Source organism: Streptomyces flaveolus (genome assembly GCF_014648815.1).
In the GTDB taxonomy this organism is placed as follows: domain Bacteria; phylum Actinomycetota; class Actinomycetes; order Streptomycetales; family Streptomycetaceae; genus Streptomyces; species Streptomyces flaveolus.
The window spans coordinates 128,348-153,758 of record NZ_BMRV01000007.1; the positions used below are offsets into that span (position 1 = coordinate 128,348).

At 72.4% G+C, this 25,411-nt stretch carries 24 protein-coding genes; 8 read left to right on the plus strand and 16 right to left on the minus strand.

Annotated elements, in window-relative coordinates; all coding sequences use genetic code 11:
• The first annotated feature begins 210 nt into the window (after positions 1-210).
• Positions 211-2,331, plus strand: coding sequence for a PQQ-dependent sugar dehydrogenase (locus tag IEZ05_RS18315; protein WP_189231210.1), 2,121 nt, complete (start codon positions 211-213; stop codon positions 2,329-2,331).
• A gap of 69 nt (positions 2,332-2,400) precedes the next feature.
• On the opposite strand, the gene proP is transcribed toward IEZ05_RS18315, so the two are convergent.
• Positions 2,401-3,915, minus strand: coding sequence for a glycine betaine/L-proline transporter ProP (proP, locus tag IEZ05_RS18320; protein WP_189231211.1), 1,515 nt, complete (start codon positions 3,913-3,915; stop codon positions 2,401-2,403).
• 141 nt (positions 3,916-4,056) lie between these two features.
• On the opposite strand from proP, the gene IEZ05_RS18325 reads away from it, so the two are divergent.
• Positions 4,057-4,512: an RpiB/LacA/LacB family sugar-phosphate isomerase gene (locus IEZ05_RS18325; RefSeq protein ID WP_189231212.1), complete on the plus strand. Its 456-nt coding sequence runs from the start codon at positions 4,057-4,059 to the stop codon at positions 4,510-4,512.
• A gap of 9 nt (positions 4,513-4,521) precedes the next feature.
• Here the strand turns inward: IEZ05_RS18325 and rocD are convergent, their stop codons facing one another.
• From rocD to IEZ05_RS18340, 3 genes are all read right to left on the minus strand, one after another.
• Positions 4,522-5,742 (minus strand): ornithine--oxo-acid transaminase, encoded by a 1,221-nt coding sequence (rocD, locus tag IEZ05_RS18330; protein WP_189231213.1) that lies wholly within the window; start codon positions 5,740-5,742, stop codon positions 4,522-4,524.
• Complete coding sequence (ddaH, locus tag IEZ05_RS18335) at positions 5,739-6,578, minus strand: dimethylargininase (protein ID WP_189231214.1); 840 nt, start codon at positions 6,576-6,578, stop codon at positions 5,739-5,741. The genes rocD and ddaH overlap by 4 nt, the downstream gene beginning before the upstream one ends.
• 126 nt (positions 6,579-6,704) lie before the next feature.
• A complete protein-coding gene (locus IEZ05_RS18340; RefSeq protein ID WP_189231215.1) occupies positions 6,705-7,208 on the minus strand; it encodes an Lrp/AsnC family transcriptional regulator in 504 nt (167 codons plus the stop codon).
• Positions 7,209-7,265: 57 nt separating this feature from the next.
• On the opposite strand from IEZ05_RS18340, the gene IEZ05_RS18345 reads away from it, so the two are divergent.
• The 4 genes from IEZ05_RS18345 to IEZ05_RS18360 are packed head-to-tail and all read left to right on the plus strand — an operon-like array spanning position 7,266 to position 11,345.
• Positions 7,266-8,024 (plus strand): LytR/AlgR family response regulator transcription factor, encoded by a 759-nt coding sequence (locus IEZ05_RS18345; protein ID WP_189231216.1) that lies wholly within the window; start codon positions 7,266-7,268, stop codon positions 8,022-8,024.
• A 2-nt stretch (positions 8,025-8,026) separates the two neighbouring features.
• A complete protein-coding gene (locus IEZ05_RS18350; RefSeq protein WP_189231443.1) occupies positions 8,027-8,386 on the plus strand; it encodes a hypothetical protein in 360 nt (119 codons plus the stop codon).
• Positions 8,383-10,143, plus strand: coding sequence for a sodium/solute symporter (locus tag IEZ05_RS18355; protein WP_189231217.1), 1,761 nt, complete (start codon positions 8,383-8,385; stop codon positions 10,141-10,143). Before IEZ05_RS18350 ends, IEZ05_RS18355 begins: the two co-directional genes overlap by 4 nt.
• Positions 10,140-11,345, plus strand: a complete 1,206-nt coding sequence (locus tag IEZ05_RS18360) for a sensor histidine kinase (RefSeq protein ID WP_189231218.1) — start codon at positions 10,140-10,142, stop codon at positions 11,343-11,345. Before IEZ05_RS18355 ends, IEZ05_RS18360 begins: the two co-directional genes overlap by 4 nt.
• A gap of 16 nt (positions 11,346-11,361) precedes the next feature.
• Here the strand turns inward: IEZ05_RS18360 and IEZ05_RS18365 are convergent, their stop codons facing one another.
• From IEZ05_RS18365 to IEZ05_RS18390, 6 genes are all read right to left on the minus strand, one after another.
• The gene (locus IEZ05_RS18365) at positions 11,362-11,532 is read right to left on the minus strand and encodes a hypothetical protein (RefSeq protein ID WP_171990989.1); all 171 of its coding nucleotides are present in this window, start codon (positions 11,530-11,532) and stop codon (positions 11,362-11,364) included.
• 13 nt (positions 11,533-11,545) lie between these two features.
• Positions 11,546-13,180: a septum formation family protein gene (locus tag IEZ05_RS18370; RefSeq protein ID WP_189231219.1), complete on the minus strand. Its 1,635-nt coding sequence runs from the start codon at positions 13,178-13,180 to the stop codon at positions 11,546-11,548.
• Between the two features lie 58 nt (positions 13,181-13,238).
• Positions 13,239-14,189 (minus strand): cytochrome c oxidase assembly protein, encoded by a 951-nt coding sequence (locus IEZ05_RS18375; RefSeq protein ID WP_189231220.1) that lies wholly within the window; start codon positions 14,187-14,189, stop codon positions 13,239-13,241.
• Positions 14,190-14,379: 190 nt separating this feature from the next.
• A complete protein-coding gene (locus IEZ05_RS18380; RefSeq protein WP_189231221.1) occupies positions 14,380-15,405 on the minus strand; it encodes a 6-phosphofructokinase in 1,026 nt (341 codons plus the stop codon).
• Between the two features lie 166 nt (positions 15,406-15,571).
• The gene (locus tag IEZ05_RS18385) at positions 15,572-16,300 is read right to left on the minus strand and encodes a type 1 glutamine amidotransferase (RefSeq protein WP_189231222.1); all 729 of its coding nucleotides are present in this window, start codon (positions 16,298-16,300) and stop codon (positions 15,572-15,574) included.
• A 23-nt stretch (positions 16,301-16,323) separates the two neighbouring features.
• Positions 16,324-17,562, minus strand: a complete 1,239-nt coding sequence (locus IEZ05_RS18390; RefSeq protein ID WP_189231223.1) for a MurT ligase domain-containing protein — start codon at positions 17,560-17,562, stop codon at positions 16,324-16,326.
• 179 nt (positions 17,563-17,741) lie between these two features.
• Between IEZ05_RS18390 and def the strand changes: the two genes are divergently transcribed.
• The gene (gene def / locus IEZ05_RS18395; RefSeq protein WP_189231224.1) at positions 17,742-18,281 is read left to right on the plus strand and encodes a peptide deformylase; all 540 of its coding nucleotides are present in this window, start codon (positions 17,742-17,744) and stop codon (positions 18,279-18,281) included.
• 38 nt (positions 18,282-18,319) lie between these two features.
• On the opposite strand, the gene IEZ05_RS18400 is transcribed toward def, so the two are convergent.
• Positions 18,320-18,976, minus strand: a complete 657-nt coding sequence (locus IEZ05_RS18400) for a TetR family transcriptional regulator (protein WP_189231225.1) — start codon at positions 18,974-18,976, stop codon at positions 18,320-18,322.
• Positions 18,977-19,145: 169 nt separating this feature from the next.
• Here IEZ05_RS18400 and IEZ05_RS18405 point away from each other — a divergent pair, with 169 nt between their 5' ends.
• Entirely contained in the window at positions 19,146-20,372 is a 1,227-nt protein-coding gene (locus tag IEZ05_RS18405) for an acyl-CoA dehydrogenase family protein (protein ID WP_189231226.1), read from the plus strand.
• Positions 20,373-20,383: 11 nt separating this feature from the next.
• Here IEZ05_RS18405 and IEZ05_RS18410 read toward each other — a convergent pair whose 3' ends face one another.
• The 5 genes from IEZ05_RS18410 to IEZ05_RS18430 all read right to left on the minus strand — a co-directional run bounded on the left by IEZ05_RS18410 (position 20,384) and on the right by IEZ05_RS18430 (position 25,385).
• On the minus strand, positions 20,384-20,620 hold the full coding sequence (locus tag IEZ05_RS18410) for a DUF6213 family protein (RefSeq protein ID WP_161163792.1): 237 nt from the start codon (positions 20,618-20,620) through the stop codon (positions 20,384-20,386).
• A 26-nt stretch (positions 20,621-20,646) separates the two neighbouring features.
• The gene (locus IEZ05_RS18415) at positions 20,647-22,032 is read right to left on the minus strand and encodes an NADP-dependent succinic semialdehyde dehydrogenase (RefSeq protein WP_189231227.1); all 1,386 of its coding nucleotides are present in this window, start codon (positions 22,030-22,032) and stop codon (positions 20,647-20,649) included.
• 76 nt (positions 22,033-22,108) lie between these two features.
• Complete coding sequence (locus IEZ05_RS18420) at positions 22,109-22,567, minus strand: NUDIX domain-containing protein (RefSeq protein ID WP_189231228.1); 459 nt, start codon at positions 22,565-22,567, stop codon at positions 22,109-22,111.
• Positions 22,564-24,102 carry an ATP-dependent DNA ligase gene (locus IEZ05_RS18425; protein ID WP_189231229.1) on the minus strand — a complete coding sequence of 513 codons (1,539 nt, stop codon included), beginning with the start codon at positions 24,100-24,102 and terminating at the stop codon, positions 22,564-22,566. Before IEZ05_RS18425 ends, IEZ05_RS18420 begins: the two co-directional genes overlap by 4 nt.
• 317 nt (positions 24,103-24,419) lie before the next feature.
• Positions 24,420-25,385, minus strand: coding sequence for an NAD(P)/FAD-dependent oxidoreductase (locus tag IEZ05_RS18430; RefSeq protein WP_189231230.1), 966 nt, complete (start codon positions 25,383-25,385; stop codon positions 24,420-24,422).
• Positions 25,386-25,411: the final 26 nt, after the last annotated feature.

A 25,411-nucleotide genomic window follows, 5' to 3' on the forward strand; every position in this document is an offset into this window, starting at 1 on the left:
GACGGCCCGCCCGACTTGATCCTGCCGGAACCCAAGCAGCCTTTCCCCGAGAAAGTTCAGTCTTTGTCCTTGACGAGTGGAAAGTAAGCGCTCTAGCGTCCAACCGACTCACTCCGCACGGGTTTTCACCTGTTTCACCTGCAGCGGCCGGCCGGGGCACAAGCCCTCCGGGCTCTCAGCGGCCGCCGACCAGTTCAAAAGGAGTTCTGAGTGCGCAACAGACGGATCGTCACCCTGATGGGGGCAGCGGTACTGGCCGGGACCGCCGGGCTCCTGACCGTCCCCACCGTCCAAGCCGCCCCGTCGGACCCGGCGCCGCCGGCCGCGTCGGCCTTCCAGAAGGTCACCCTCAACGACCGTCCGGGCGAGCCCATGGCCCTCGCCGTCCTGCCCGACCGACGGGTGCTGCACACCGCGCGGACGGGCGAGGTGCGGATCAACGACCCGAAGAGCGGTGTGAACTTCCTCGCCGCGGACATGAAGAAGAGCCCCGCCGGGCTCTACCAGCACGACGAAGAGGGCGTGCAGGGCATCGCGATCGACCCCGACTTCAGCAAGAACAAGTGGGTCTACCTCTACTACTCGCCCCGCCTGAACACCCCCATGGACGACCCGGCCACGCCCGGCGTGAACGAGGGCGACGCGCCGGAGTTCGGCACGGCCGCGGACTTCGCCAAGTACAAGGGCGTCACGCGGCTGTCGCGGTTCAAGCTCGAGGGCAACAAGCTGAACTTCGCCTCCGAGCAGAAGATCCTCGACGTCCCGGCCGACCGCGGCATCTGCTGTCACGTCGGCGGCAAGATCGACTTCGACGGCAAGGGCAACCTGTTCCTGTCGACCGGCGACGACTCCAACCCGTTCGCCTCGGACGGCTACGCCCCGCTCGACGACCGCCCCGACCGCAACCCGGTCTACGACGCGCGGCGCACCGCGGGCAACACCAACGACCTGCGCGGCAAGGTCCTGCGCATCAAGGTCAAGAAGGACGGCGGATACACGATCCCGGGCGGCAACCTCTTCAGGCCCGGCACGCCGAAGACCCGTCCCGAGATCTACGCCATGGGTCTGCGCAACCCGTTCCGGTTCGCGGTGGACGACAAGTCCGGCGAGGTCTACGTCGGCGACTACTCACCCGACGCCAACACGGCGAAGCCCGACCGCGGCCCCGCCGGTCACGGCCGCTGGATGGTCATCGACCGCCCCGCCAACTACGGCTGGCCGTTCTGCGTGACCCAGGACATGCCGTACCAGGACTACGACTTCGCCACCAAGAAGTCGAGCGGCGCGTTCGACTGCGCCAAGCCGGTCAACGACTCCCGCAACAACACCGGCCGCAGTGTGCTGCCGCCGGTCACGGACGCGGAGATCGTCTACGGCTACGGAGCCTCCGAGGAGTTCCCGGAGCTGGGCACGGGCGGCATCGCCCCCATGGGCGGCCCGGCGTACCGCTACGACAAGCGGAACACGGCCGAGAACCGCTGGCCCGCGTACTTCGACGGCAAGCCGCTCTTCTACGAGTGGACGCGTGACCAGATGCTCGCCCTCACCGTCGGCAAGCGGAACGAGGTCACCAAGATCGAGAACGCGCTTCCCTCGATCACGACGGACGGCCCGATCGACGCCGAGTTCGGCCCGGACGGCGCGCTGTACGTCCTCGAGTACGGCACCGGGTACTTCGCGGAGCTGCCCGAGGCCCAGCTGTCCCGCATCGACTTCACGCGGGGCAACCGCACCCCGGAGCCCAAGGCCGCCGCGGACGTGCTCAACGGGACCAGCCCGCTGACGGTCCGGTTCTCCAGCGCCGGCACCAAGGACGCCGACGGTGACGCCCTCAGCTACGCCTGGGACTTCGACGCCGACGGCACCGTGGACTCCAGGGAGGCCAACCCGACGCACACGTTCACCGAGAACGCCGTCTTCGACGTCACGCTGAAGGTCACCGACAGCACCGGCCGCTCGGCCGCCGCCTCGGTCCCGGTCGTCGTCGGCAACAAGGCGCCGGTCGTCTCCCTCACGACCGACCCCGCCCCGCACGGCGGCACGGCGTTCCACTGGGGTGACACGGTCACCTGGAAGGTCACCGTCACCGACGACCAGCCGGTGGACTGCTCGAAGGTGAGCGTCTCGTTCATCCTGGGCCACGACACGCACGGCCACCCGCTCTCCTCGAGCACCGGCTGCTCCGGATCGTTCGAGACGTTCGTGGACGGCGGCCACGCCGGCGCGGACAACCTGAAGGCGGTCTTCAACGCCTCCTACACGGACACTCCCCCCGACGGGCTTCCGGCCCTCTCGGGCAGCGCCGAGGTCGCGCTGACGCCGGCCGACTGACCGGCGGCGGAGACACGGAGAACGGGGCGCCACCCCTGAGGGTGGCGCCCCGTCGAGTTCGCCGGTCGCTCAGAACTTCGGCGTCGGCGCCTGCGCCTCCACCAGCTCCGCCGCCTCCTCCTCGGTCTGCACCGAGGGCGGGGATCCGGCGAGCGGCTGCTGGGCCGTCTCCTTCATGCAGGCCACCGCCACGACACCGACCAGGGCCGCGGCCATCGAGTAGTAGGCGGGCATCATGTCGGAGCCGGTGACGCTGATCAGCGCGGTGATGACCAGCGGCGTGGTGCCGCCGAACAGCGACGTCGACAGGTTGTAGCCGACCGAGAGGGACCCGTACCGGACGTTGGTGGGGAACATCGCCGGGAGCGCCGCGGACATCGTGCCGAGCAGACAGACCAGGGACAGGCCGAGCAGCAGCATGCCGCCCGAGACGGCGAGCAGACTGCCGTTCCGCACCAGTACGAAAGCCGGGGCGGACAGGACGAAGAACCCGACCATGCCGGTCATCAGCACGGGCTTGCGGCCGAAGCGGTCGGAGAGCCGGCCCACCTGGTTGATGATCAGCATCAGCAGCACCATCGTTGCCACCAGGATCAGCAGACCGTGGCTCTCGCTGTAGTCCAGCTCGTCCGACAGGTACGTCGGCATGTACGACAGCAGCATGTAGTCCGTGATGTTGTACGCGCCGACCAGCGCGATGCACAGCACCAGCGCGCGCCAGTGCGTGCGGAAGATCTTGGCGAGGTCGCCCCGGGCGGTGGTCTCCACCGCGTTCGCCGCCTCGGAGACGTGGACCTGGGAGTCCTCCAGCTTGAGGAACGCGGGCGTGTCGTCCAGCTTCAGCCGCAGATAGATACCGACGATGCCGAGGGGAGCGGCCAGCAGGAAGGGGATGCGCCAGCCCCAGGCGTCCATGGTGTCGCTGCCGAGCCACGCGGTGAGCGCGGTGACGAGACCGGCGGCGCCGGTGTACCCGGCGAGGGTGCCCAGCTCCAGGAAGCTGCCGAAGAAGCCGCGCCGCTTGTCGGGCGCGTACTCGGCGATGAAGGTGGACGCGCCGCCGTACTCGCCGCCGGTGGAGAAGCCCTGCAGCAGGCGGAAGAGGATCAGCAGGAGCGGGGACCAGAAGCCGATCGCGTCGTAGCTGGGGATGAGCCCGATGGCGGCGGTGCCGATCGCCATGAGGATCATCGTCAGCGCGAGCACCTTCTTGCGGCCGATCTTGTCACCCATCGGGCCGAAGACCATGCCGCCGAGCGGGCGCACCAGGAACGCCACGGCGAAGGTGGCGAACGAGGACAGCAACTGCGCGGTGTCGCTCCCGGACGGGAAGAACACGCGGCCGATGGTGCCGGCGAGATAGGCGTAGATGCCGAAGTCGAACCACTCCATGGCGTTGCCCAGAGAGGCCGCCTTCACGGCCCGCTTGACCGCGGCCTCGTCCGTGACGGTGATGTCCGACCGCCGGAGCCGGGGGTTCTGCCGACGTCTGATGGCCCGGAACAGCGCCGGATGGCGGCGGATCGCCGCGGCGTCGGGCTCTGGGCCGTTCTCGTTGGGGGACGTGACGGCCTCCCTTTCCACGCGCAGACACTCCGGTGGAGCACTGCTCGGTCGTACGTTTCTCGGGTCGTACCGTTCCCCCGATCATGCTGGTTATGGGCGTGACGTCAGTCATGTGGTTGCGCCGATGAGGTGAGCGGCCGCACTGAGTACCCTGCGCACATGCGGATCTCCGTCTCCTCCGACATGGACGAACCCGTGGCCGGCCTCCTCGTGGAGGAGCTGCGCGGACGCGGTCACGAGGTGCTGACGCACGGTGCGCTGCGCCCCGGGGAGGACCCCCGGTGGGCGGTGTGCTCGGAGCGGGCGGCGCACGACGTCGCCGCCGGCGCGGCCGACCAGGCGGTCGTGTGCTGCTGGACCGGCACGGGCGCCTCGATCGCGGCGAACAAGGTCCCCGGCGTACGGGCGGCCCTGTGCACCGACGCGTACACGGCCGACGGGGCACGCCGCTGGAACGACGCCAACGTGCTCGCCCTCAGCCTGCGGCTCACCTCCCCGCCGCTGCTGCGGGAGATCCTCGACGCCTGGTTCGCGGCCGGACCCAGCGAGGACGCCGAGGACCGCGGCAACGTCACCCACGTCGAGCGGCTCGACCGGGGCCGAGCCGCTCCCTGACGCGGACGCTCAGGAGGTCAGGACCTTCTCCAGCGTCCCGAGCGCACCCCGCAGCTCCTCGCCGGTCACCGTCAGCGGCGGCGCCAGGCGGATCGTGGAGCCGTGGGTGTCCTTGACCAGGATGCCCTCGCGCATCAGCCGCTCACTGACCTCGCGGCCGGTGCCGAGCGCCGGGTCCACGTCGACCCCCGCCCACAGCCCCCGCGCCCGGAAACCGACGACGCCCTTGCCGACCAGCGCCTCCAGGCCCTCGCGGAGCACCGCGCCCAGCTCGGCCGCCCGGCGCTGGAACTCGCCGGTCTCCAGCAGCTCCACCACCGCCGTGCCGACCGCGGCGGCCAGCGGGTTGCCGCCGAAGGTCGAACCGTGCTCACCCGGGTGCAGCACACCGAGGACGTCCCGGCGGCCGACCACCGCCGACACCGGCACGATGCCGCCGCCCAGCGCCTTGCCCAGCAGCACCACGTCCGGGACGACCGACTCGTGCTCGACGGCCAGGGTGTGCCCGGTACGGCCCAGGCCCGACTGGATCTCGTCCGCGACGAACAGGCAGCCCGCCCGCCGGGTCAGCTCCCGCACCCCCGCCAGATAGCCGTCGTCGGGGATGTTGACACCGGCCTCGCCCTGGATCGGCTCGATCAGCACGGCCGCCGTCGTCTCGTCGACCGCCGCCTCCAGGGCCGCCAGGTCGTTGTACGGCACGATCCGGAAGCCGGGGGTGAAGGGGCCGAAGCCCGAGCGGGCCGTCTCGTCCGTCGAGAAGCTCACGATCGTCGTCGTACGGCCGTGGAAGTTGTCCGCGGCGACCACGATCGTCGCCCGGTCCGCCGGGACGCCCTTCACGTCGTACGCCCACTTGCGGGCCACCTTGATGCCGCTCTCCACCGCCTCCGCGCCGGTGTTCATCGGCAGCACCATGTCCGTGCCGGTCAGCGCGGCCAGCCGCTCGGCGAACCCCGCGAGCCGGTCGTTGTGGAAGGCCCGCGAGGTCAGCGTCAGCCGGTCCAGCTGGCGGTGCGCGGCGTCGATCAGGGCCGGGTGGCGGTGACCGAAGTTGAGCGCCGAGTAGCCGGCCAGCATGTCCAGATAGCGGCGGCCCTCCACGTCCTCGACCCAGGCGCCCTCCGCGCGGGCCACGACCACGGGCAGCGGATGGTAGTTGTGGGCGAGGACGGGCTCCTCCGCGCGGATGAGCTCCTCGGAGCCACGGCTGCGGGCGGGTGCGGTCATGAGCGGATCTCCCGGATCTCCTGGGTGCAGCACTTGATGCCGCCACCGGCCTTGTGGAACTCGGACAGGTCGACGGGGACGGGGACGTAACCGAGGCCCGCGAGCCGGTCGGCGAGTTCCCGCGCCGCCGGCGAGATGAACACGTGCCGCCCGTCGGACACGGAGTTGAGCCCGAACGCCATGGCGTCCTCACGGGTGGCGAGCACCGCGTCCGGGTAGAGCCGCTCCAGCACCTCACGGCTGCCGGGGGAGAACGCCCCGGGGTAGTAGACGATGTTGCCGTCACTCCCGTCGTGCCCGTCGTCGAGGACGAACAGGGCCGTGTCCAGATGGTAGAAGTACGGGTCCACCAGCGTCAGCGACACCACCGGCCGCCCGAAGTACTCCTGCACCTCGCGATGCGCCTCGGGCGTGGTGCGGAAACCGGTGCCGGCCAGGATCCAGCGGCCCACCGGCACGAGGTCGCCCTCGCCCTCGCAGATTGCCTCGGGCAGGTGCACGTCGAAGCCCGCGCCCTTGAACCAGGTCTCGTAGGGGACGGACTCGGGGCGGCGTTCCGGCGCGTGGAACAGCGAGCCGAACACCCGGCCCGCCACGACGAGGGCCGCGTTGGCGGCGAACACCATGTCGGGCAGTCCGGGGACCGGCGTGACGGTGTCCACGGTGTGCCCGTGGAGGCGGTAGGTGTCGATCAGCGCGCGCCACTGGGTCAGCGCACGGCCCGTGTGGACGGGCTCCCCGGAACACATCCACGGGTTGATCGCGTACTGCACGGCGAAGTGTCTGGGTTCGCAGACGAGGAAGCGCCGCCGGCGCGGCACACGGGAGTCGGACACAGAGGGGTTCCTCCGCTTCCTAACTGATGGTGACTGCGGGATGACACCACGGTAGGAAGCGACCCGGACGGACGACAAGCGACGAGAGCTGCGTGTCGGCGCACGATCGCTGCGTCCTCGGCCAGGTCAGCGCACGTCTGCTGCGCCCTCCGGCGCCGGATGGTTCGCCCCGGCCTCCGGACTGTCCGGCAGCAGGTGCGACAGCACCATCACACTGATCGTCTTCCGGATGAACGGCTCCGCCCGGATCCGCTCCAGCACCTCCTCGAAGTGCTCCACGTCCCGCGCCCGCACGTGCAGCAGCGCGTCCGCCCCTCCGGTCACCGTCATCGCCGCCGTGATCTCCGGGTAGCCCCGCACGACCTCCGCCAGCCGCCTCGGCGGCGCCGCCCCCTCGCAGTACACCTCCACGTACGCCTCGGTGCGCCAGCCCAGCGCGGACGGCCGCACCGTCGCCGTGAACCCGGTGATCACGCCGGTCTCGCGCAGCCGGTCCACCCGGCGCTTGACCGCCGTCGCGGACAGCCCGATCCCCGTGCCGATCTCCGCGAAGGACGTCCTGGCGTTCGCCATCAGGGCGGTGACGATCTTCCGGTCGAGCTCGTCGAAGGGCGAGGGCCTGCTGTTCATGCCCGCACTGTAGCCAGCCATGTCCAGGCGTCCGGATTCCACCTACACTCCACGTTCATGCTGCGCGCCCTCGCCGTCGACGACGAACGCCCCTCGCTGGAGGAACTGCTCTACCTGCTCGACGCCGATCCGCGGATCGGCAGCGTGGAGGGCGCCGGCGACGCCACCGAGGCGCTGCGCCGCATCAACCGCGCCCTGGAGTCCGGACCGCACGGCCCCGAGGCCATCGACGTCGTCTTCCTCGACATCCAGATGCCCGGCCTCGACGGACTGGACCTCGCCCGGCTGCTCACCGGATTCGCCCGGCCGCCGCTGGTCGTGTTCGTCACCGCGCACGAGGACTTCGCCGTCCAGGCCTTCGACCTCAAGGCCGTCGACTACGTCCTCAAACCCGTCCGCACGGAACGGCTGGCCGAGGCGGTCCGCCGCGTCGTCGAACAGCGCGGCACCGCCGGAGCCGCCCCCCGCATCCCCGTGCACGAACCGGACCCCGGCCACATCCCCGTCGAACTCGGCGGCGTCACCCGTTTCGTGGCCGTCGACGACATCACCCACGTCGAGGCCCAGGGCGACTACGCCCGCCTGCACACCGACAAGGGCAGCCACCTCGTCCGCATCCCCCTGTCCACCCTGGAGGAGCGCTGGCGCGCCCGCGGCTTCGTCCGCATCCACCGCCGCCACCTGGTCGCCCTGCGCCACATCGGCGAACTCCGCCTGGACGCCGGTACCGTCAGCGTCCTGGTCGGCGCCGAGGAACTCCAGGTCAGCCGGCGCCACGCCCGCGAACTGCGGGACCTGCTCATGCGGAGGCCGTGAGCGTGCCCCAGGACCCCGCCGAACGCCGCGTCACCGTCACCGGCCCGCCCAGACGCACCCCTGGGGCCTCCGGCTACTACCGCCCGCGCACCGAGATCGACGAGCAGACCACCCTCGGCCACACCTACGTCCGCTCCCTGATGCGCAGCCAGCTGCGCGCCGGACTCACCGCCTTCGCCGTGCTCGGGCTGCTCGTCGGCCCGCTGCCGCTGCTGTTCGCGGTGATGCCCGACGCCCGCCGCCTCGAATGGGCCGTCCTCGGCTTCGGCCTGTACGCCCCGCTCGTCCTCCTCGCCCGCTGGTACGTCCGCCGCGCCGAGCGCAACGAACGCGACTTCGTCCGCCTCGTCGAGGACCGATGAACCCGAACTACGCGATACCCGCCGTCGCCCTCGTCGCCGTCGCCACCGTGCTGGTCGGCGCGTTCGGCCTGCGCGTCTCCCGCACCACCTCCGACTTCTACGTCGCCTCCCGCACCGTCGGCCCCCGCCTCAACGCCGCCGCCATCAGCGGCGAGTACCTCTCCGCCGCGTCCTTCCTCGGCATCGCCGGCCTGGTCCTCGTCCAGGGCTCCGACATGCTCTGGTACCCGGTCGGCTACACCGCCGGCTACCTGGTCCTGCTGCTCTTCGTCGCCGCCCCGCTGCGTCGTTCCGGCGCCTACACCCTGCCCGACTTCGCCGAGGCCCGGCTCGCCTCCCAGGCGGTACGGCGGCTGGCGGGCGGCTTCGTCGTCGGCGTCGGCTGGCTGTACCTGCTGCCCCAGCTGCAGGGCGCCGGGCTGACGCTGACCGTGCTGACCGGCGCGCCCGACTGGCTCGGCGGAGTGATCGTCGCGGTCGTCGTCGTCGCCATCGTCGCCGCCGGCGGCATGCGCAGCATCACCTTCGTGCAGGCCTTCCAGTACTGGCTGAAGCTCACCGCCCTGCTCGTCCCGGCGCTCTTCCTGGTCCTGGCCTGGCAGGGCGACGGCGCGCCCGGCCGCGCCTTCGAGGAACCGGCCACCTTCCGCGAGCAGCGGTCCGTCAGGGTCGGCGACGCCCTCACCCTCAAACTCGACCGGCCGCTCACCGTCACCGTCGACGGCACCGTCGACGGCCGCGCCCTCGACGGCACCCGGGTCCGACTTCCCACCGGCACCCATCACATCGGGTCCGGCACCCGCCTCACCTTCACCGAGGGCACCCCGGTCCCCGCCGCCGGACGCGGGGCCGACGACGCCCTGTCGCCCTCGCGGGCCGAGAGCCGCACCGAACGCCCGCTGTACGCCACCTACGGGCTGATCCTCGCCACCTTCCTCGGCACCATGGGCCTGCCGCACGTCGTGGTGCGCTTCTACACCAGCCCGACCGGCGTCGCCGCCCGCCGCACCACCGTCGCCGTCCTCGGCCTGATCGGCGCCTTCTACCTGCTGCCACCCGTCTACGGCGCCCTCGGCCGCCTCTACGCCCCGGAGCTGACCCTCACCGGCGACGCCGACGCCGCCGTCCTGCTGCTGCCGGACCGGGTGATCGGGGGAGTGGGCGGCGACCTGCTCGGCGCCCTGGTCGCGGGCGGCGCCTTCGCCGCGTTCCTGTCCACGGCGTCCGGGCTGACCATGGCCGTCGCGGGCGTCCTCACGCAGGACGTGCTGCCGTCCCGTGCCGTACCGCACTTCCGGCTCGGCACCCTGCTTGCCATGGCCGTGCCGCTGGCGGCGAGCGCCCTGGTCGGCGGGCTGCCCGTGGCCGACGCCGTCGGTCTCGCCTTCGCCGTGTCGGCCTCCTCCTTCTGCCCGCTGCTCGTCCTCGGCATCTGGTGGCGGCGGCTGACCCCGCCCGGCGCGGCGGCGGGGATGCTGGTGGGCGGCGGCTCCGCCCTGCTCGCCGTCGCCGCGACCATGGGCGGCTTCCCGGGCGGCGGCGGCGCGCTGCACGCGCTGCTCGCCTGGCCCGCCCTGTGGTCGGTGCCGCTGGGCTTCCTCACCATGGTCCTGGTCTCCCTGGCCACCCCGGGCCGGGTACCGGCCGGGACCGCGGCGATACTGGCCCGCTTCCACCTGCCGGAGGAGCTCGGCACCGAGGAGCTGCGCACCGAGGAACGGCGCGCGGACGACCTGCGCAAGGAGGTGACGCCGTGAGCGGATTCCTGGCGGGCCTGGTCGTCGCCGTGCTGCCCCTGCTGGCCGCGGGCTTCTGGCTGGGGCGGCGCACGGCCCGGCCGCAGAACCTCGGCGGGCTCGGCACCCCGGTCGAGCACGCCACCTTCCAGACCCTGCACACCGCCTCCCTCGCCACCCCGCCGCTGCGCGCCGGCCTGACCGAGGAGACCGCCCGCAAGTCGGCCCGCAAGCTGCGCTCCCTGCTGGGCACCGACGCGCTGTGCCTGGCGGACCACAAGGAGGTCCTGGTCTGGGACGGCGTGGGCGCCCACCACCGCGCCGAGATCATGGAGCGCCTCGCCGGACCGCTGGAGACCGGCCGCGGCGAGGCCTTCCCCCTCACCTGCGACACCCCCGACTGCGCGGTGCGCTGGGCGGTCGTCGCCCCGCTCACCGTCGACGACCGGGTGCACGGCGCCCTCGTCGCCTGCGCGCCCCGCGAGTCCGCCGTCCTGGTCCGAGCGGCCGGGGAGGTGGCCCGCTGGGTGTCGGTCCAGCTGGAGCTGGCCGACCTCGACCAGTCCCGCACCCGGCTCATCGAGGCCGAGATCAAGGCGCTGCGGGCCCAGATCTCGCCGCACTTCATCTTCAACTCGCTCGCGGTGATCGCGTCCTTCGTGCGCACCGATCCCGAGCGCGCCCGCGAGCTGCTGCTGGAGTTCGCCGACTTCACCCGTTACTCGTTCCGCCGGCACGGCGACTTCACCACGCTCGCCGACGAACTGCACGCCATCGACCACTACCTGGCGCTCGTGCGGGCCCGCTTCGGCGACCGCCTCTCCGTCACCCTCCAGGTCGCCCCCGAGGTGCTGCCGGTCGCCCTGCCCTTCCTCTGCCTGCAGCCGCTCGTCGAGAACGCCGTCAAGCACGGCCTGGAAGGCAAGTCGGACAAGTGCCACATCCAGATCACCGCGCAGGACGCGGGCGCGGAGGCCCTGGTCGTCATCGAGGACGACGGCGCGGGAATGGACCCCGACCTGCTGCGTCGCATCCTCGCGCGCGAGATCAGCCCGTCGGGCGGCATCGGCCTGTCCAACGTCGACGACCGGCTCCGCCAGGTCTACGGCGACGACCACGGCCTCGTCATCGAGACCGCCGTCGGCGCCGGCATGAAGATCACCGCCCGGCTGCCCAAGTACCAGCCGGGCGTCCACTCGGCCGGACGGCTCGGCCGCGAATGAGGCCGGCCGGCGCGGCTCAGGTGCTGCGCGTGGCGACCATGGCGACCGTGATCAGGCCGAGGACGACCCAGCCGAACCACAGCCAGCCGTTGCTGCCGAGCGCCACCGTGTAGGCCGTCACCGCGACCAGGCCTCCGATGGTGAGCGCACCCATGGTCTTCGTGGAACTGTCCGTGGAACCGGGCATCGCGACACCCTCCTCATGGTCCGTTGCCCTCCATGGTGCCCCCGTTCTGCCGTCGCACGGTGCAGACGGCGAGATGTGCACCGTTTTTCGGGGCGCGCGGCGAGATCCGGGAGCCCGCCTCGTACAGGGAGGGGTCGAATCCGTAGTCACGCGACGGCACGTCCCGCGCACACGCCGCATCCGCGGCGGCGGACGCCTCGGCGAGCGGGACGCCGGCGGCCGTCCGGGTGAAACCGAGCACCTGCTCGTCGTACGGACCCGCGCAGGACACCAGCCGTACCTCCCGCACGGAACGCACGTCCAGACAGTCCCGCCGCTGCATGGTCGCGGTGTCGGCGAACACCGACCCCGGCTCGCGGTGCCGGCCCAGCGGCCCGTACACCGGCCCGTCCACGCCCAGCACCAGGCAGGCGGTGCGCCGCCCGGCGGCCTCGAAACCGTCCCCGGTCGGCACCACCGCGACGCCGCGCACGCCGGCCAGCCGCCCCCGGATCTCCTGCGTCCGCTGCTCGCACCGCGCCGGCCCCAGCTCCCGGGCCTCTTCTGGGGACGACGCGGGTACGAACGCCATCACCTGCCCGTCGGGCGCCCCGCCCCGGCAGGCCGCGTCGAGGGTGAGACGGGGCGTGCCGGAGAACCGGACCCCGCCCGGCCAGTCGGCGCGGACGCAGTCCCCGTCCTCCAGCGGCGCCACGAGCCCCACGGCGCCGCCGTACGGCGTCCCCGTCCCGTCGGCCGGGCGGTCCGCCAGGGCGTACCAGACGCCGCCGAGGGCGAGGGCCGCACCGAGGGCCCCGGCCAGGGCGGCACGCAGGGGGCGGGAGAGCGGACGCCGGCGTCTGTGGGTCGCGGGGGCCGGCGCGTCCGGCGCGGGCACGGGCGGGGCCATCGCGGTCCAGGGCGGCTGCGATGCCGGGGCGGTCCCCGGCCGGAGGTCCGCGTCGGTCTGCGGTGTGACGATCCACACCAGTTCCGCCTCCGCCTCGGCGGCGGTGACCCGCAGCGCCGGATCGCGGGCGAGGAGCCCGTCCAGCAGGGGCCGCAGCGCACCGGCCCGCACCGGTGGACGCGGTACCTCGGACTCCGGGTCGAAGGGATCACGGCCCTCGACGCCGTAGTACAGCGTGCGGCCGAGCGAGAACAGGCCGTCGTCGTCCTGCGGGCCGGCGGCGCGGTGCCCCGCCAGCAGGATCCGCCCGTACGGCACACCGGCGCGGTCGGGAGCGAGCAGGACGTCCGCCGGTGACACGCCCCGGTACGGCTCCCCGCGCGCGTGCCCGGCGGCGAGAGCGGCGAGCACGGCCAGCCCGACCCGGGCGCACTCGGCCGGAGCCAGCGGGCCGCGCCGGGCCACCAGCTGCCGCAGGTCGACCGCGCCCGCGACGTGCTCCGTGACGGCCCAGCACCGGCCTTCGTGTTCCACCGCGTCGTGCACGGTCACCGTGTACGGACGGCCCTGTGGCCCCGGCGTGACCCGGCAGCCGGCGCGGACGGCCTCGAGCACGACTTCGCGTGCCTGCTTCTGATCGTGGGCGAGCCATACCCGGCCCGGCCGGCCGTCGCCGAGCGGGCGCAGCAGCAGGTAGCGGCCGGCGATGACGCGGCCGACCTCGGACGGTGGTGGTTCCGACGACGCATGACGCGACATACCGCTCCCCCCGGGCGGTTCCCCCGACGGGCGTCATGCTACTGAACCGGGCCGCCGATCAGCTGCCGCGTGCGTTCAGTGAGGCCAGATAGGCGTTGTACGCCTCGAGTTCCTTGTCGCCGTCGCGATCGGCGGCCCGGTCGGTGCGCCGCGCCTGCCGCTGGTCCGACGCGTACCACTGGGCCACCAGGGCGAGCAGCACCAGCACGGACGGGACCTCACTGAACGCCCAGGCGATGCCGCCCGCGGCGTTCTGGTCGGAGAGCGCGTCGATGCCCAGCGACGCGGGCGGGTTCCGGAACGTGTCGACCATGGGGGTGGACGCCATCATCAGCGCGATGCCGAAGAACGCGTGGAACGGCATGCCCGCGAACAGCTCCAGCATCCGCATCAGGTAGCCCGGCCGGTGCGGCCCCGGGTCCACGCCCATGATCGGCCAGAAGAAGACCAGGCCGACGGCGAGGAAGTGCACCATCATCCCGACGTGCCCGACCTTGGAGCCCATCAGGAAGTCGAAGATCGGGGTGAAGTACAGCGCGTACAGGCTCGCGATGAACAGCGGGATGGTGAACACCGGGTGCGTGATGATCCGCATGTACCGGCTGTGCAGCAGCATCAGCAGCAGCTCGCGCGGCCCCTTGCGGCCCCGGCCCGCCGTGGGCAGCGCCCGCAGCGCCAGGGTGATCGGGGCGCCGAGCAGCAGCAGGATCGGCGAGATCATGCTGATCACCATGTGCTGCACCATGTGCACGCTGAACATGACCATGCCGTAGTCGTTCAGCTTGGTGCACATCATCAGCCCGATGCTCAGCACACCGGCGACGAAACCGACGGTCCGTCCCACCGGCCACTTGTCGCCGCGCCGCGTCAGCCGGACGACACCCCAGCCGTACAGCGCCAGGCCCACCAGGCAGGCGATCAGGAAGAAGGGGTCCGGCGACCAGCCGAGACCTCGCCCCAGCGTGAACGGCGGCAGATCCATCATCATGCCGTGCCCGCTGTGATCCATCCGCCGGCTCCTGTTTCGTGGGGGTTGAGCGCTGCTTGTCCGGACCAAGACTAGAACCGCCCCCGGCGACTTCCGTCACCGGGGGCGCTTGCGAGCCCCCGAAGGGGCGCGGGGAACTGCGCGATCGACCACCCACGACCCGCAGTCCGCGACGAACCGGCGGACCCGAGCTCTCAGCGGCACCGCAGAATCAGAGCACGCACTCCGCCTCGTCGTACCGCGCGTCCGGCACCGTCTTCAGCGTCTCCACGGCCTCGGCCAGCGACACCATCGCGATGTCCGTCCCGCGCAGGGCCGTCATCATCCCGAACTCCCCGCGGTGCACGGCCTCCACCGCGTGCCACCCGAACCGGGTCGCCAGCACCCGGTCGTACGCCGTCGGCGTCCCGCCCCGCTGGACGTGCCCGAGGATCACCGGCCGGGCCTCCTTGCCGAGCCGCTCCTCCAGCTCGACGGAGAGCTGGCGGGCGATCCCGGCGAAGCGCTCGTGGCCGTAGACGTCCTTGCCGCCCTCGTCGAAGTCCATGGTGCCCGCCTTCGGCTTGGCGCCCTCCGCGGCCACCACTATGGCGAACCGCTTGCCCGCCGAGAACCGCTCGCCGACCTTGGCGGTCAGCTCGTCGATGTCGAAGGGCCGCTCCGGGACGACGACGGCGTGGGCGCCGGCCGCCATGCCCGAGTGCAGCGCGATCCAGCCGGTGTGACGGCCCATGACCTCCACGATGAGCACCCGCTGGTGCGACTCGGCGGTGGTCTTCAGCCGGTCCAGGGCCTCGGTGGCGACGGTGACGGCCGTGTCGAAACCGAAGGTGACGTCGGTGACCGCGATGTCGTTGTCGATGGTCTTCGGCACGCCCACGATCGGCAGGCCGTTGTCGGACAGCAGCCGGGCCGCCTTCAGCGTGCCCTCGCCGCCGATCGGGATGATCGCGTCGAGTCCGAGCTCCTCGACATGGCCGCGGGCCCGCTCCACGCCGTCCCGCAGATGCTCGGGACGGACCCGGGAGGAGCCGAGGATGGTGCCGCCGCGGGCCAGGATGCCGCCGACGGCATCGAGGTCGAGCTTGAGGTAGTCGCACTCCAGGAGGCCCTTCCAGCCGTCCCGGAAGCCGATGACCTCGTCGCCGTGGTCGACGACGGCGCGGTGCACGACGGACCGGATGACGGCGTTCAGGCCGGGGCAGTCACCGCCGGACGTGAGGACACCAATGCGCATAGCCCGAGTTACCTTCTCAACGTGGCACGGGTCCGGACCGCGCTGTCCGGTTCGATTCCCCGCCACCCTAGCGGTACAGGGGGGCGGGGCCGAACCGTGCGTCCGCCTACTGGACGTACCCGCTCACCTGTGCGGATGCATCATCAGACGGGCCGTTTCGAGGGCGTCAGGCAGGCTGCTGCGCCGCCGCGATGCGCTCGTTGCGCAGCGCCTCGTACCACCGGTCGTCGGTCGGCGGCAGCGCGTTCACGTCGAGGGCCAGCTTCAGCAGCAGGTCCGCGATCAGCGGGTTGCGGGCCAGCACCGGGCCGTGCATGTACGTGCCGAAGACCGTGTCGTTGTACGCGCCCTCCGTGCCGTCGCCCGTGCCGTTGCCGTTGCCGAAGCGCACCTGGGCGAGCGGGCGGGCGGTGGGGCCGAGGTGGGTGACGCCCTGGTGGTTCTCGAAGCCGGTCAGCGGGGGCAGGCCGAGGCGCGGGTCGATGTCGCCGAGGACGTCGCCGACGCACCGGGCGCCCTCGCCGCGGGTCGAGACCACGTCGAGCAGGCCGAGGCCCGGCTCGCGCTGGCCGAGGTCGTTGATGAACTCGTGGCCGAGGATCTGGTAGCCGGCGCAGACGGAGAAGACGATCGCGCCGTTCTCCACCGCCCGGTGCAGGCCCCCGTCCCGGCGCAGCCGCTCGGCCGCGAGCCGCTGCGGACGGTCCTCGCCGCCGCCGATCAGGTAGATGTCGCCGGAGGTCGGGATCGGCTGGTCGCTGCGCACGTCGAGCCGGGCCACGTCGAGGCCGCGCTGGCGGGCCCGGCGCTCCACGACGAGGGCGTTGCCCTGGTCGCCGTACGTGCTGAGCAGGTCCGGGTAGATCCAGACGATCCGCAGTTGGTTGTCGCTCACGAAAATCCCCTGAAGTCTCGCGGTCAGTTGCCGACGCGGCGGCGCAGGTCCTGGAAGGCGGTGTAGTTCGCGATGACCTCGATCCGGCCGGGCGGGCACAGCTGCACCGCCTGGTCGAGGTTCTCGCACACCTGGAACTGCTGGTTCGCGACCTCCAGGCGCACCGCGAGGTCCAGCTTGCGGTCGCCGATCACGCAGATCGGGTGGCCGGTCAGCCGGGTGTAGTCCACGTCCCACAGCCAGGACGTGTCGGTGCCGTCGGCGCCGCGCGCGTTCACCGAGAGGATCACCGGCGTCGGCGGCGGGTCGATCAGGGAGAAGGTCTCCAGCCAGCCCGCGGGGTTCTTGGCGAGCAGCAGACGCAGGTCGCGGCCCTGGAACTGGACGACGTCGTAGCGTCCGGCGACGGCCTGCACCTGGTACATCCGCTCCAGGGCGACCTGCGGCGGCACCCCGAAGACCGCGCAGACGGCGGCCGAGGAGGCGGCGTTGGCCTTGTTGGCGCGGCCGGGCAGCTGGAGGTGGATCGGCCAGGCGGAGCCGTGCGGGTCGAGCACGTGGTCGCCGGAGAGCGCCCAGCTCGGCGTGGGACGGCGGAAGCCGCACTCGCCGCAGAACCAGTCGTCGCCCGGACGCTGCATCACACCGCCGCAGGACGGGCAGGACCAGGCGTCGTCCTTCCACATCTGCCCGGCGGCGACCCAGATCACGTTGGGGGAGGAGGAGGCGGCCCACACCACCAGCGGGTCGTCGGCGTTGGCGACGATCACGGCCTTCGAACCGGCCAGGCCCTCGCGCCAGTTCTCGGCGAGCATCCGGGTCTCGGCGGCGCGGTCGAGCTGGTCGCGGGAGAGGTTGAGCAGCGCGATGCACTTCGGGTCGGTGGCCTGGGCGACGCCGACGAGGTACTTCTCGTCGACCTCGATGACCCCGTACCGGGCCTCCGCGCCGCCCGCGAGCGCCGAGGTGATGCCGGCCGGCATGTTGGCGCCGAGCGCGTTGGACACGACCGGACCGGCCGCCTTGAGCGCCTCGGCGATGAGCCGGGTGGTGGTGGTCTTGCCGTTGGTCGCCGAGACGAGCGTCACGTCCAGGTGCTGGGCGAGCCGGTGGAGGAGGTCGGGGTCGAGTTTCAGCGCGACCCGGCCGCCGATCACCGAACCGCTGCCGCGCCCGGCGGCACGGGACGCCGCCGCGACCGCCTTGCCCGCGGTCACGGCGATCTTGGCCCGCGGCGTGAGCGGGTCCGAGTTGCCTGCCATCAGTTCTCGATCCTCCTTGCCGTACGCGCCGCGCCTGAAGCCTGGGAAGCCTGACGGCCACGTGGTGTGGACCTCAGCCTATCGAGATCCATTCGCACTCCCGAATCGCGGCACCGGCCACACGGCCCCGACGGTGGGCGCGTGCCGTCGGGGAACACAGGGACCTTACTCTGACCGTCATGCGACACGGCTCCATCCCGGGCGTCCACGGGCGCGTACGGCCCCTCAGTCTCCTCGGCGACCCCGTCCTGCACACCCCCTGCGACGAGGTGACGGACTTCGGTCCGGAACTCGCGGCACTGGTGGAGGACTTGTTCGCGACGATGTACGCCGCCCACGGCGTCGGCCTGGCCGCGAACCAGATCGGCGAGCCGGTACGCGTCTTCGTGTACGACTGCCCGGACGACGAGGACGTGCGCCATCTCGGCCACGTGGTGAACCCGCGGCTCGTCGAGACGGACGGGGTGGTGGTGCGCGGGCCGGAGGGCTGTCTGTCACTGCCCGGCCTGGAGGCGGGCACCGAGCGCCACGACCACGCGGTCGTCGAGGGCTTCACGGTGACCGGGGAGCCCGTCACCGTGCACGGGACGGGATTCTTCGCCCGGTGTCTCCAGCACGAGTGCGACCACCTGGAAGGCCGGGTCTACGCCGACCGGTTGTCGGGCCGACGCCACCGGAAGCTGATGAGACAGGTGGCGCGGGCGTCCTGGAGCCGCTGAGGGCGCGGGCCGGGAGGCCGGGCCCGGCGACCCGGATGTCAGAACCCCGGGCCGCCCACCTTGTCCTCGGCCGCGGACAGCCGGCCCCACAGCAGATCCGCCAGACTCGCCACCAACTCCGCGCGGGAGCAGGGTCGTTCGCCCAGCCACCAGTCGCCGGCGGCGTGCATCATGCCGACGATGCCGTGCCCCCAGACCCGGGCCAGCCGCTCGCTGCCGGGGCCCATGTCGAGGCGCTCCTCGATGACCTTGCCCAGCTCCTCGCCCATGCGGCGCAGCAGCGGCGCCGAGTGCTTGCCCACGTCGAAGCCCTGCTCGGTCTGGTCTCCCGCGGCGGTGCTGCCCTCCGCCGGATGCATCAGGAAGCGGTACACCTGCGGGCGCGCCTCGATGGCCGCGAGATAGGTGTCCAGCGTGGCCTCGACGCGCTTGCGCCGGTCCGCGGGGGCGTCCAGGGCGGCCCGCAGCGAGGCGAGGAGGGCGTCCGTGTGCCGCTGGGCCAGGGCGGCGTACAGGCCGCCCTTGTCCCCGAAGTGCCGGTAGAGGATCGGCTTGGTGATGCCCGCCTCGGCGGCGATGGCGTTCATCGAGGCCTGGGGACCGTCGCGCAGCACCACCCGGTCGGCGGCCTCCAGCAGCTCGCGCCGTCGGCGGTCGGCGGACCGCTGCTGATCGGTCCGCTGCGTGGTGTCCATGTGCTCTCCCCACCCGTGCTGATTCGGTGACGCCTGCGCAAACTAACACCCGGCGGGCACCGCGCATCGAACGGGAGGGCGAGGGGTCCCGGGGAGTTGACTTTTCCTACCCGCCGGTAACAGACTCCCGTTACCGCAAGTAACATGCACGTGCGTCACTGGAGGGGACATGGCCGAGTTCACCATGGAGCTCAACGACGAACAGAAGGAGGTCCGGGACTGGCTGCACGGCTTCGCCGCCGACGTCATCCGCCCCGCGGCCGCCGAATGGGACGAGCGTGAGGAGACTCCCTGGCCGGTCATCCAGGAGGCCGCCAAGGTCGGCATCTACTCCCTCGACTTCTACGCCCAGCAGTATTTCGACCCCACCGGCCTCGGCATTCCCATGGCGATGGAGGAGCTCTTCTGGGGTGACGCAGGCATCGCCCTGTCCATCGTCGGCACCGGCCTCGCCGCCGTCGGCGTCCTCGCCAACGGCACCGAGGAGCAGATCGGCACCTGGATCCCCCAGATGTACGGCGACGCCAACGACGTGAAGGTCGCCGCCTTCTGCTCCTCCGAGCCCGACGCGGGCTCCGACGTCGCCTCCATGCGCACCCGCGCCGTGTACGACGAGGCCAAGGACGAGTGGGTGCTGGACGGCACCAAGACCTGGGCGACCAACGGCGGCATCGCCAACGTCCACGTGGTCGTCGCGGTCGTCGACCCGGAGCTGGGCTCCAAGGGCCACGCCTCGTTCATCGTCCCGCCGAACACGCCGGGGCTGTCCCAGGGGCAGAAGTTCAAGAAGCACGGCATCCGCGCCTCGCACACCGCCGAGGTCGTCCTCGACCACGTGCGCGTCCCCGGCTCCTGCCTGCTCGGCGGCAAGGAGAAGCTGGACGCGCGTCTGGCCAGGGCCCGCGAGAAGGCGAAGGCGGGCGGCGAGCGCGTCAAGAACGCCGCCATGGCCACCTTCGAGGCGTCCCGCCCGGCCGTCGGCGCCATGGCCGTCGGCACCGCCCGCGCCGCGTACGAGGTCGCCCTCGACTACGCGAAGACCCGCGAGCAGTTCGGGCGGCCGATCATCGACAACCAGGGCGTCGCCTTCCAGCTCGCCGACATGCGCACGTCGATCGACGCGGCGCGGCTGCTGGTGTGGCGGGCCTCCTGGATGGCGGTCAACGGCAAGCCGTTCACGGCCGCCGAGGGCTCGATGTCCAAGCTGTTCGCGAGTGAGACGGCGAAGAAGGTGACCGCCCAGGCGGTCCAGATCCTGGGCGGCAACGGCTACACCCGGGAGTACCCGGTGGAGCGGATGCACCGGGACAGCGCGATCTACACGATCTTCGAGGGCACCAGCGAGATCCAGCGGCTGGTGATCGCGCGGACCCTGGCGGGGATGCCGATCCGCTAGCGGTGCGGGCGTCAGGAGGACTGGCCGCTGCTGTGGGCGATGCACGCCACGTCGATGCGGTCGGCCAGCTTGGCGAGTTCGATGGTGAGGGCGGCCACGGTGTCCTCGTCCAGACCCTCCTCGCCGGCCTCCACCAGCCTCAGCCATCGCCCGCCCACCGTGCGCAGCAGCTTGCTCACGTCGGCCGCGGACACCTGCAGGGTGCCGCGGTCGTCGACGATCAGAGGCAGGGTCACTTCGCGGGTCACAAAAAGGGATCGTAGCCCCGCAACCCTCACGCCCCGTGCCATACGGTGGTGATGTTGCAGAACTCGCGGATTCCGTGCCCGGACAGCTCACGCCCGTAGCCCGACCGCTTGACCCCGCCGAACGGGAAGGCCGGGTGGGAGGCCGTCATCCCGTTGACGTACACCCCGCCCGCCTCCAGGTCCCGGACGAAGCGGTCCACGTCGGCGTCGTCGCGGGTCCACACGTTGGAACTGAGCCCGAAGTCCGTGTCGTTGGCGATCAGCACGGCCTCGTCCAGGTCGGCCGCCCGGTACACCGTGGCGACCGGTCCGAAGGCCTCCTCGCGGTGGATGCGCATCTCGCGGGTGATGCCGGCCAGCACGGTCGGCGGGTAGTACCAGCCGGGACCGTCGGGGCGTTCGCCGCCACACAGCACGGTCGCGCCGCCGCGCACCGCGTCCTCGACCAGCTCCACCAGATCGGTCACGCCCTGTTCGCTGGAGAGCGGCCCGACCTCGGTCTCCTCGTCCATCGGGTCGCCGACCGTCAGCGCCTTCATGCCCTCGGTGAAGCGCTCGACGAACGCGTCGTACACGTCCGTGTGCACGATGAACCGCTTGGCGGCGATACAGGACTGCCCGGCGTTCTGCGTGCGCGCGGTCACCGCGACCTCGGCGGCCCGGTCGACGTCGGCGGACGGCATCACGACGAACGGATCGCTGCCGCCCAGCTCCAGCACCGTCTTCTTGATCATCTCCCCGGCGGTGGAGGCGACCGCGCGGCCGGCGGGCTCGCTGCCGGTGAGGGTGGCGGCCCGCACGCGCTCGTCGCGCAGGATGTCGTCCACCGCGGCGGAGCCGATCAGCAGCGTCTGGAAGCAGCCCTCGGGGAAGCCCGCGCGGTGGAACAGGTCCTCCAGGTACAGGGCGGTCTGCGGGACGTTCGAGGAGTGCTTGAGCAGGCCGACGTTGCCCGCCATCAGCGCGGGCGCCGCGAAGCGGATCACCTGCCACAGCGGGAAGTTCCACGGCATCACCGCGAGCACCGGGCCGAGCGGCCGGTAGCGCACCAGGGCGCGGGAGGCGCCGGAGTCCTTCACGTCCGCCTCGGCGGGCTCCTCGTCGGCGAGCAGCTCCGCGGCGTGATCGGCGTACCAGCGCATCGCCTTGGCGCACTTGGCCGCCTCGGCGCGGGCCTGCTTGACCGGCTTGCCCATCTCGGTGGTGATGACCTTGCCGATCTCGTCCTGGTCCGCCTCCAGAAGACCGGCCGCCCGGTGCATGAGCCGGGCCCGCTCCTCGAACGCCGTCGTCCGGTACGTGCGGAACGTGGCCTCCGCGAGCTGGAGCCGGCGCTCGATCTCCTCCTCGCCCATGGCCTCGTACGTCCTGAGCGTCTCGCCGTTCGCCGGGTTCACCGTCGCGATGGGCATGGCCGACCTCCCTGGGTGCAGACTCGTGCTTCGACCTTGGCGCGCGGCGGGGGGTGCCGCAACGCGGAGGGTCTCGTCAGTGCGAGTGCTCAGCCAGCCGGTCGAGAAACGCGGCCTGCGCCTTCACGATCACCTCGCGCGCCCGGTCCACGGTGAACCACGCCACCCGGTCCAGCTCGGGGAACTCCTCGATCCGGCCCGACCTCGGCGGCCACTCCATCCGGAAGGTGCCGGGGGCGATCGTCGCCGGGTCGAGGTCGGCCTCGACGGCCCAGGCCGTGACGACCTTCCCGCCGGACTGGCGGACCTCGCCGAGCGGTACGGCCTCGCCGTCGGGCGGCGGCAGGCCGAGCTCCTCCTCGAACTCGCGCCGGGCCGCCTCCCAGGCGGGCTCCGCCGGGTCGTACTCGCCCTTGGGGATCGTCCACGCCCCGGCGTCGCGGCGGGCGTAGAACGGGCCGCCCATGTGGCCCAGCAGCACCTCGGTGCCCCCGTCGCCGGGGCGGTGCAGCAGCAGGCCCGCGCTGCGCCTCACGGGGTCACCCCGGGGTGGGCGGCGAGGAGCGTCTCGACGGTGTCCGCGTCCTCGGGACGCTTGTCGTCGCGGTAGCGCACGACACGGGCGAAGCGGAGGGTGACGCCGGCCGGGTAGCGGGTGGAGCGCTGGAGGCCGTCGTAGGCGATCTCGACGACGAGTTCCGGGCGTACGGTCACGCCCCAGCCGTGCTCCTCGACGGCCAGTTCCCGCAGGCGCCCGGTCTGCCAGGCCAGCAGCGCGTCCGTCATGCCCTTGAAGGTCTTGCCGAGCATGGCGAACGAGCCGTCCGCGGTGCGCGCGCCCAGGTGGAGGTTGGACAGCTTGCCGGTGCGGCGGCCGTGTCCCCACTCGGCGGCCAGGACGACCAGGTCGAGGGTGTGCACGGGCTTGACCTTCAGCCAGGAAGCGCCGCGCCGGCCGGCGCTGTAGGCGGCGTCGAGTCCCTTGACCACGACACCCTCGTGGCCGCGCTCGAGCGTCCCGGCGAGGAACTCCTCGGCCGCGGGCGTGTCGTCCGGGCCCGCCACCAGGGTGCGGCGCACCCGCATCGGCTCCGGGACCAGCCGGGCCAGTGCCGCGTGCCGTTCGGTCAGCGGCAGGTCGAGCAGGTCGCGGCCGTCGACGGACAGCACGTCGAAGAACACGGCGGAGACGGGTACGGCCCGCGCGGCCGTGGTCACGTCGGTACGGGAGCCGATGCGTCCGGCGGTCTCCTGGAACGAGCGGGGGCGCCCGTCCGCGTCGAGGGAGATCGCCTCGCCGTCCAGGATGAACCGCTCCCCGGGCAGCGCGAGGGCGGCAGCGGTGACCTCCGGGAGCCGGCCGGTGATGTCGTCCAGGGTGCGGGTGTAGACCCGTACGGTGCCGCCGTCGCGGTGCACCTGCACGCGGATGCCGTCCAGCTTCTCCTCGACGGCACAGCCGCCCAGCTTGGCGACCGCCTCGGCGACCGAGGACGCGCTGTGCGCCAGCATCGGCAGCACCGGGCGGCCGACGGTGAGCCGGAACCGGGCCAGGGCGTCGGGACCGTCGGCGAGCAGGGCCTCGGCCACGGCCTGCAGCGAGCCCGCCAGCATCACCGCCCGCCGTACGTCCGCCGCCGGCGCGCCGGTCGCCAGGGCCAGCCCCTCCACGGCGACGGCGTCCAGGGCGCCCTGCCGCACCTCGCCGGTGAGCAGTCCCAGCAGGAAGCGCTGCTCGTCCTCGGTGGCCGCGCCCATCAGCTCGCCGACCAGCCGCGAACGCTCGGCCTGCGAGCCGGCCCCGGAGACCGCGGCGAGTTCGGTGAGCCGGGTGTCCACCTCGCGCACGGTGAGGCTCGGCTCGGCGGCCGGCGCGACACGCTCGCCGAGCACCTTCCAGCCGACGCCGATCCGGCCCTGGGGGAGGCGTCCCGCGAGATACGGGATGACGATCGGTACGTCCTCCGCCTCCGCCTCCCGGAACAGCTCCGCGAGCAGGGCGGTCTTCCGGGACCGCGCCGACGTGGCCGCGACCTCCCGTGACACCTGGGCCAGCCGGGCAAGCAGCATGCAGCCATGGTGCACCGGGAGGGCCGGGCCTACACCCGCACGGGCGCCGGCCTTCCCGGCCGCCACCCCGCCCGACCGCTCCGGACGGCAGGGCTGCCGCCGGAGCGCGGAGGCCGTGGCCGGGATCCGCTCCGCCCCGGGCCCCGGATTCCGGGACCGGCAGCCCGGGCTTGGCGTGCGGTGCGCCGGCTGTTCAAGGCGCCGGGCGACGGGGTTCCACGGAGCCGGCCTCGGGGCACCGCAGCCCCGTCCGCCCGGCCCGGCCCGACCGCGCGCCGGGCGCCCCTACCTGCCCGTCGGCGAGGGCGACGAGGTCCCTACCCGCCGACGCGGGCGTCGAGGTCCGACATGATCAGGTCGCCGACGATCGCGGCGGCGGCGCGGTAGCCGCCGCTCGCCGCGTGGACGACCTGCTCGGCGAAGCCCAGCGCGTTGCCCGCGGTCCACACGCCCGGCACCGTGGTCCGGCCCGTCGGGTCGACCACGGGGTAGGCGCCGAACGGGGTCTCCTGGAGCTCCGCGCCCAGCCGCTCCATCAGCCCGGTCTGCGGCACGGCGCGCGGGGCGACGAAGAGCACCGAGCGGTCGTGGACGGAGCCTTCCCCGGAGGGGGCGCCGCCGGCCAGCCGGACGCCGGTGAGCCGGTCGTCCTCGACGCGCAGTCCCGCGACCTCGCCGGGCACCACCTTCACCCCGGCCGCGGAGAGCCTGCGCAGGTCGTCGTCGGACAGCTCCTCCTCGGCGACCGTGTGCAGGAACAGCGTCACGTCGTCCGACCACCCGGACACCATCAGCGCCTGATGCACGCTGAGCGGGCTGGTGGCGAGGACGCCGAAGCGTTCGTCGCGGACCTCCCAGCCGTGGCAGAACGGGCAGTGCAGCACGTCCCGCCCGAAGCGCTCGGCGACCCCGGGGACGTCCGGCAGCTCGTCCCTCAGCCCGGTGGTGACGATCAGCCGGCGGGCGCGCACCGTCCGCCCGCCCGCCAGCTCCACGGCGAAGTCCTCGCCCCGGGTCACGTCCACCGCGCGGTCCCGGACGAGCTCGACGCCGTAGCGCGCGATCTCCTCCCGGCCGAGCGCCAGGAACTCGGCGGGCGACATGCCGTCCCGGGTCAGATACCCCTGCATGTGGTCCGAGGGCGCGTTGCGCGGCTCACCGGCGTCGACGACCAGGGTGCGCCGCCGCGCCCGGCCGAGGACGAGCGCGGCGGACAGCCCGGCCGCGCCGCCGCCGACGACGATCACGTCGTACTTCCCGGACAGGTCCTGCTTCTCGGTCATGGTGACCACCTCCTGGTGAGAAGGTC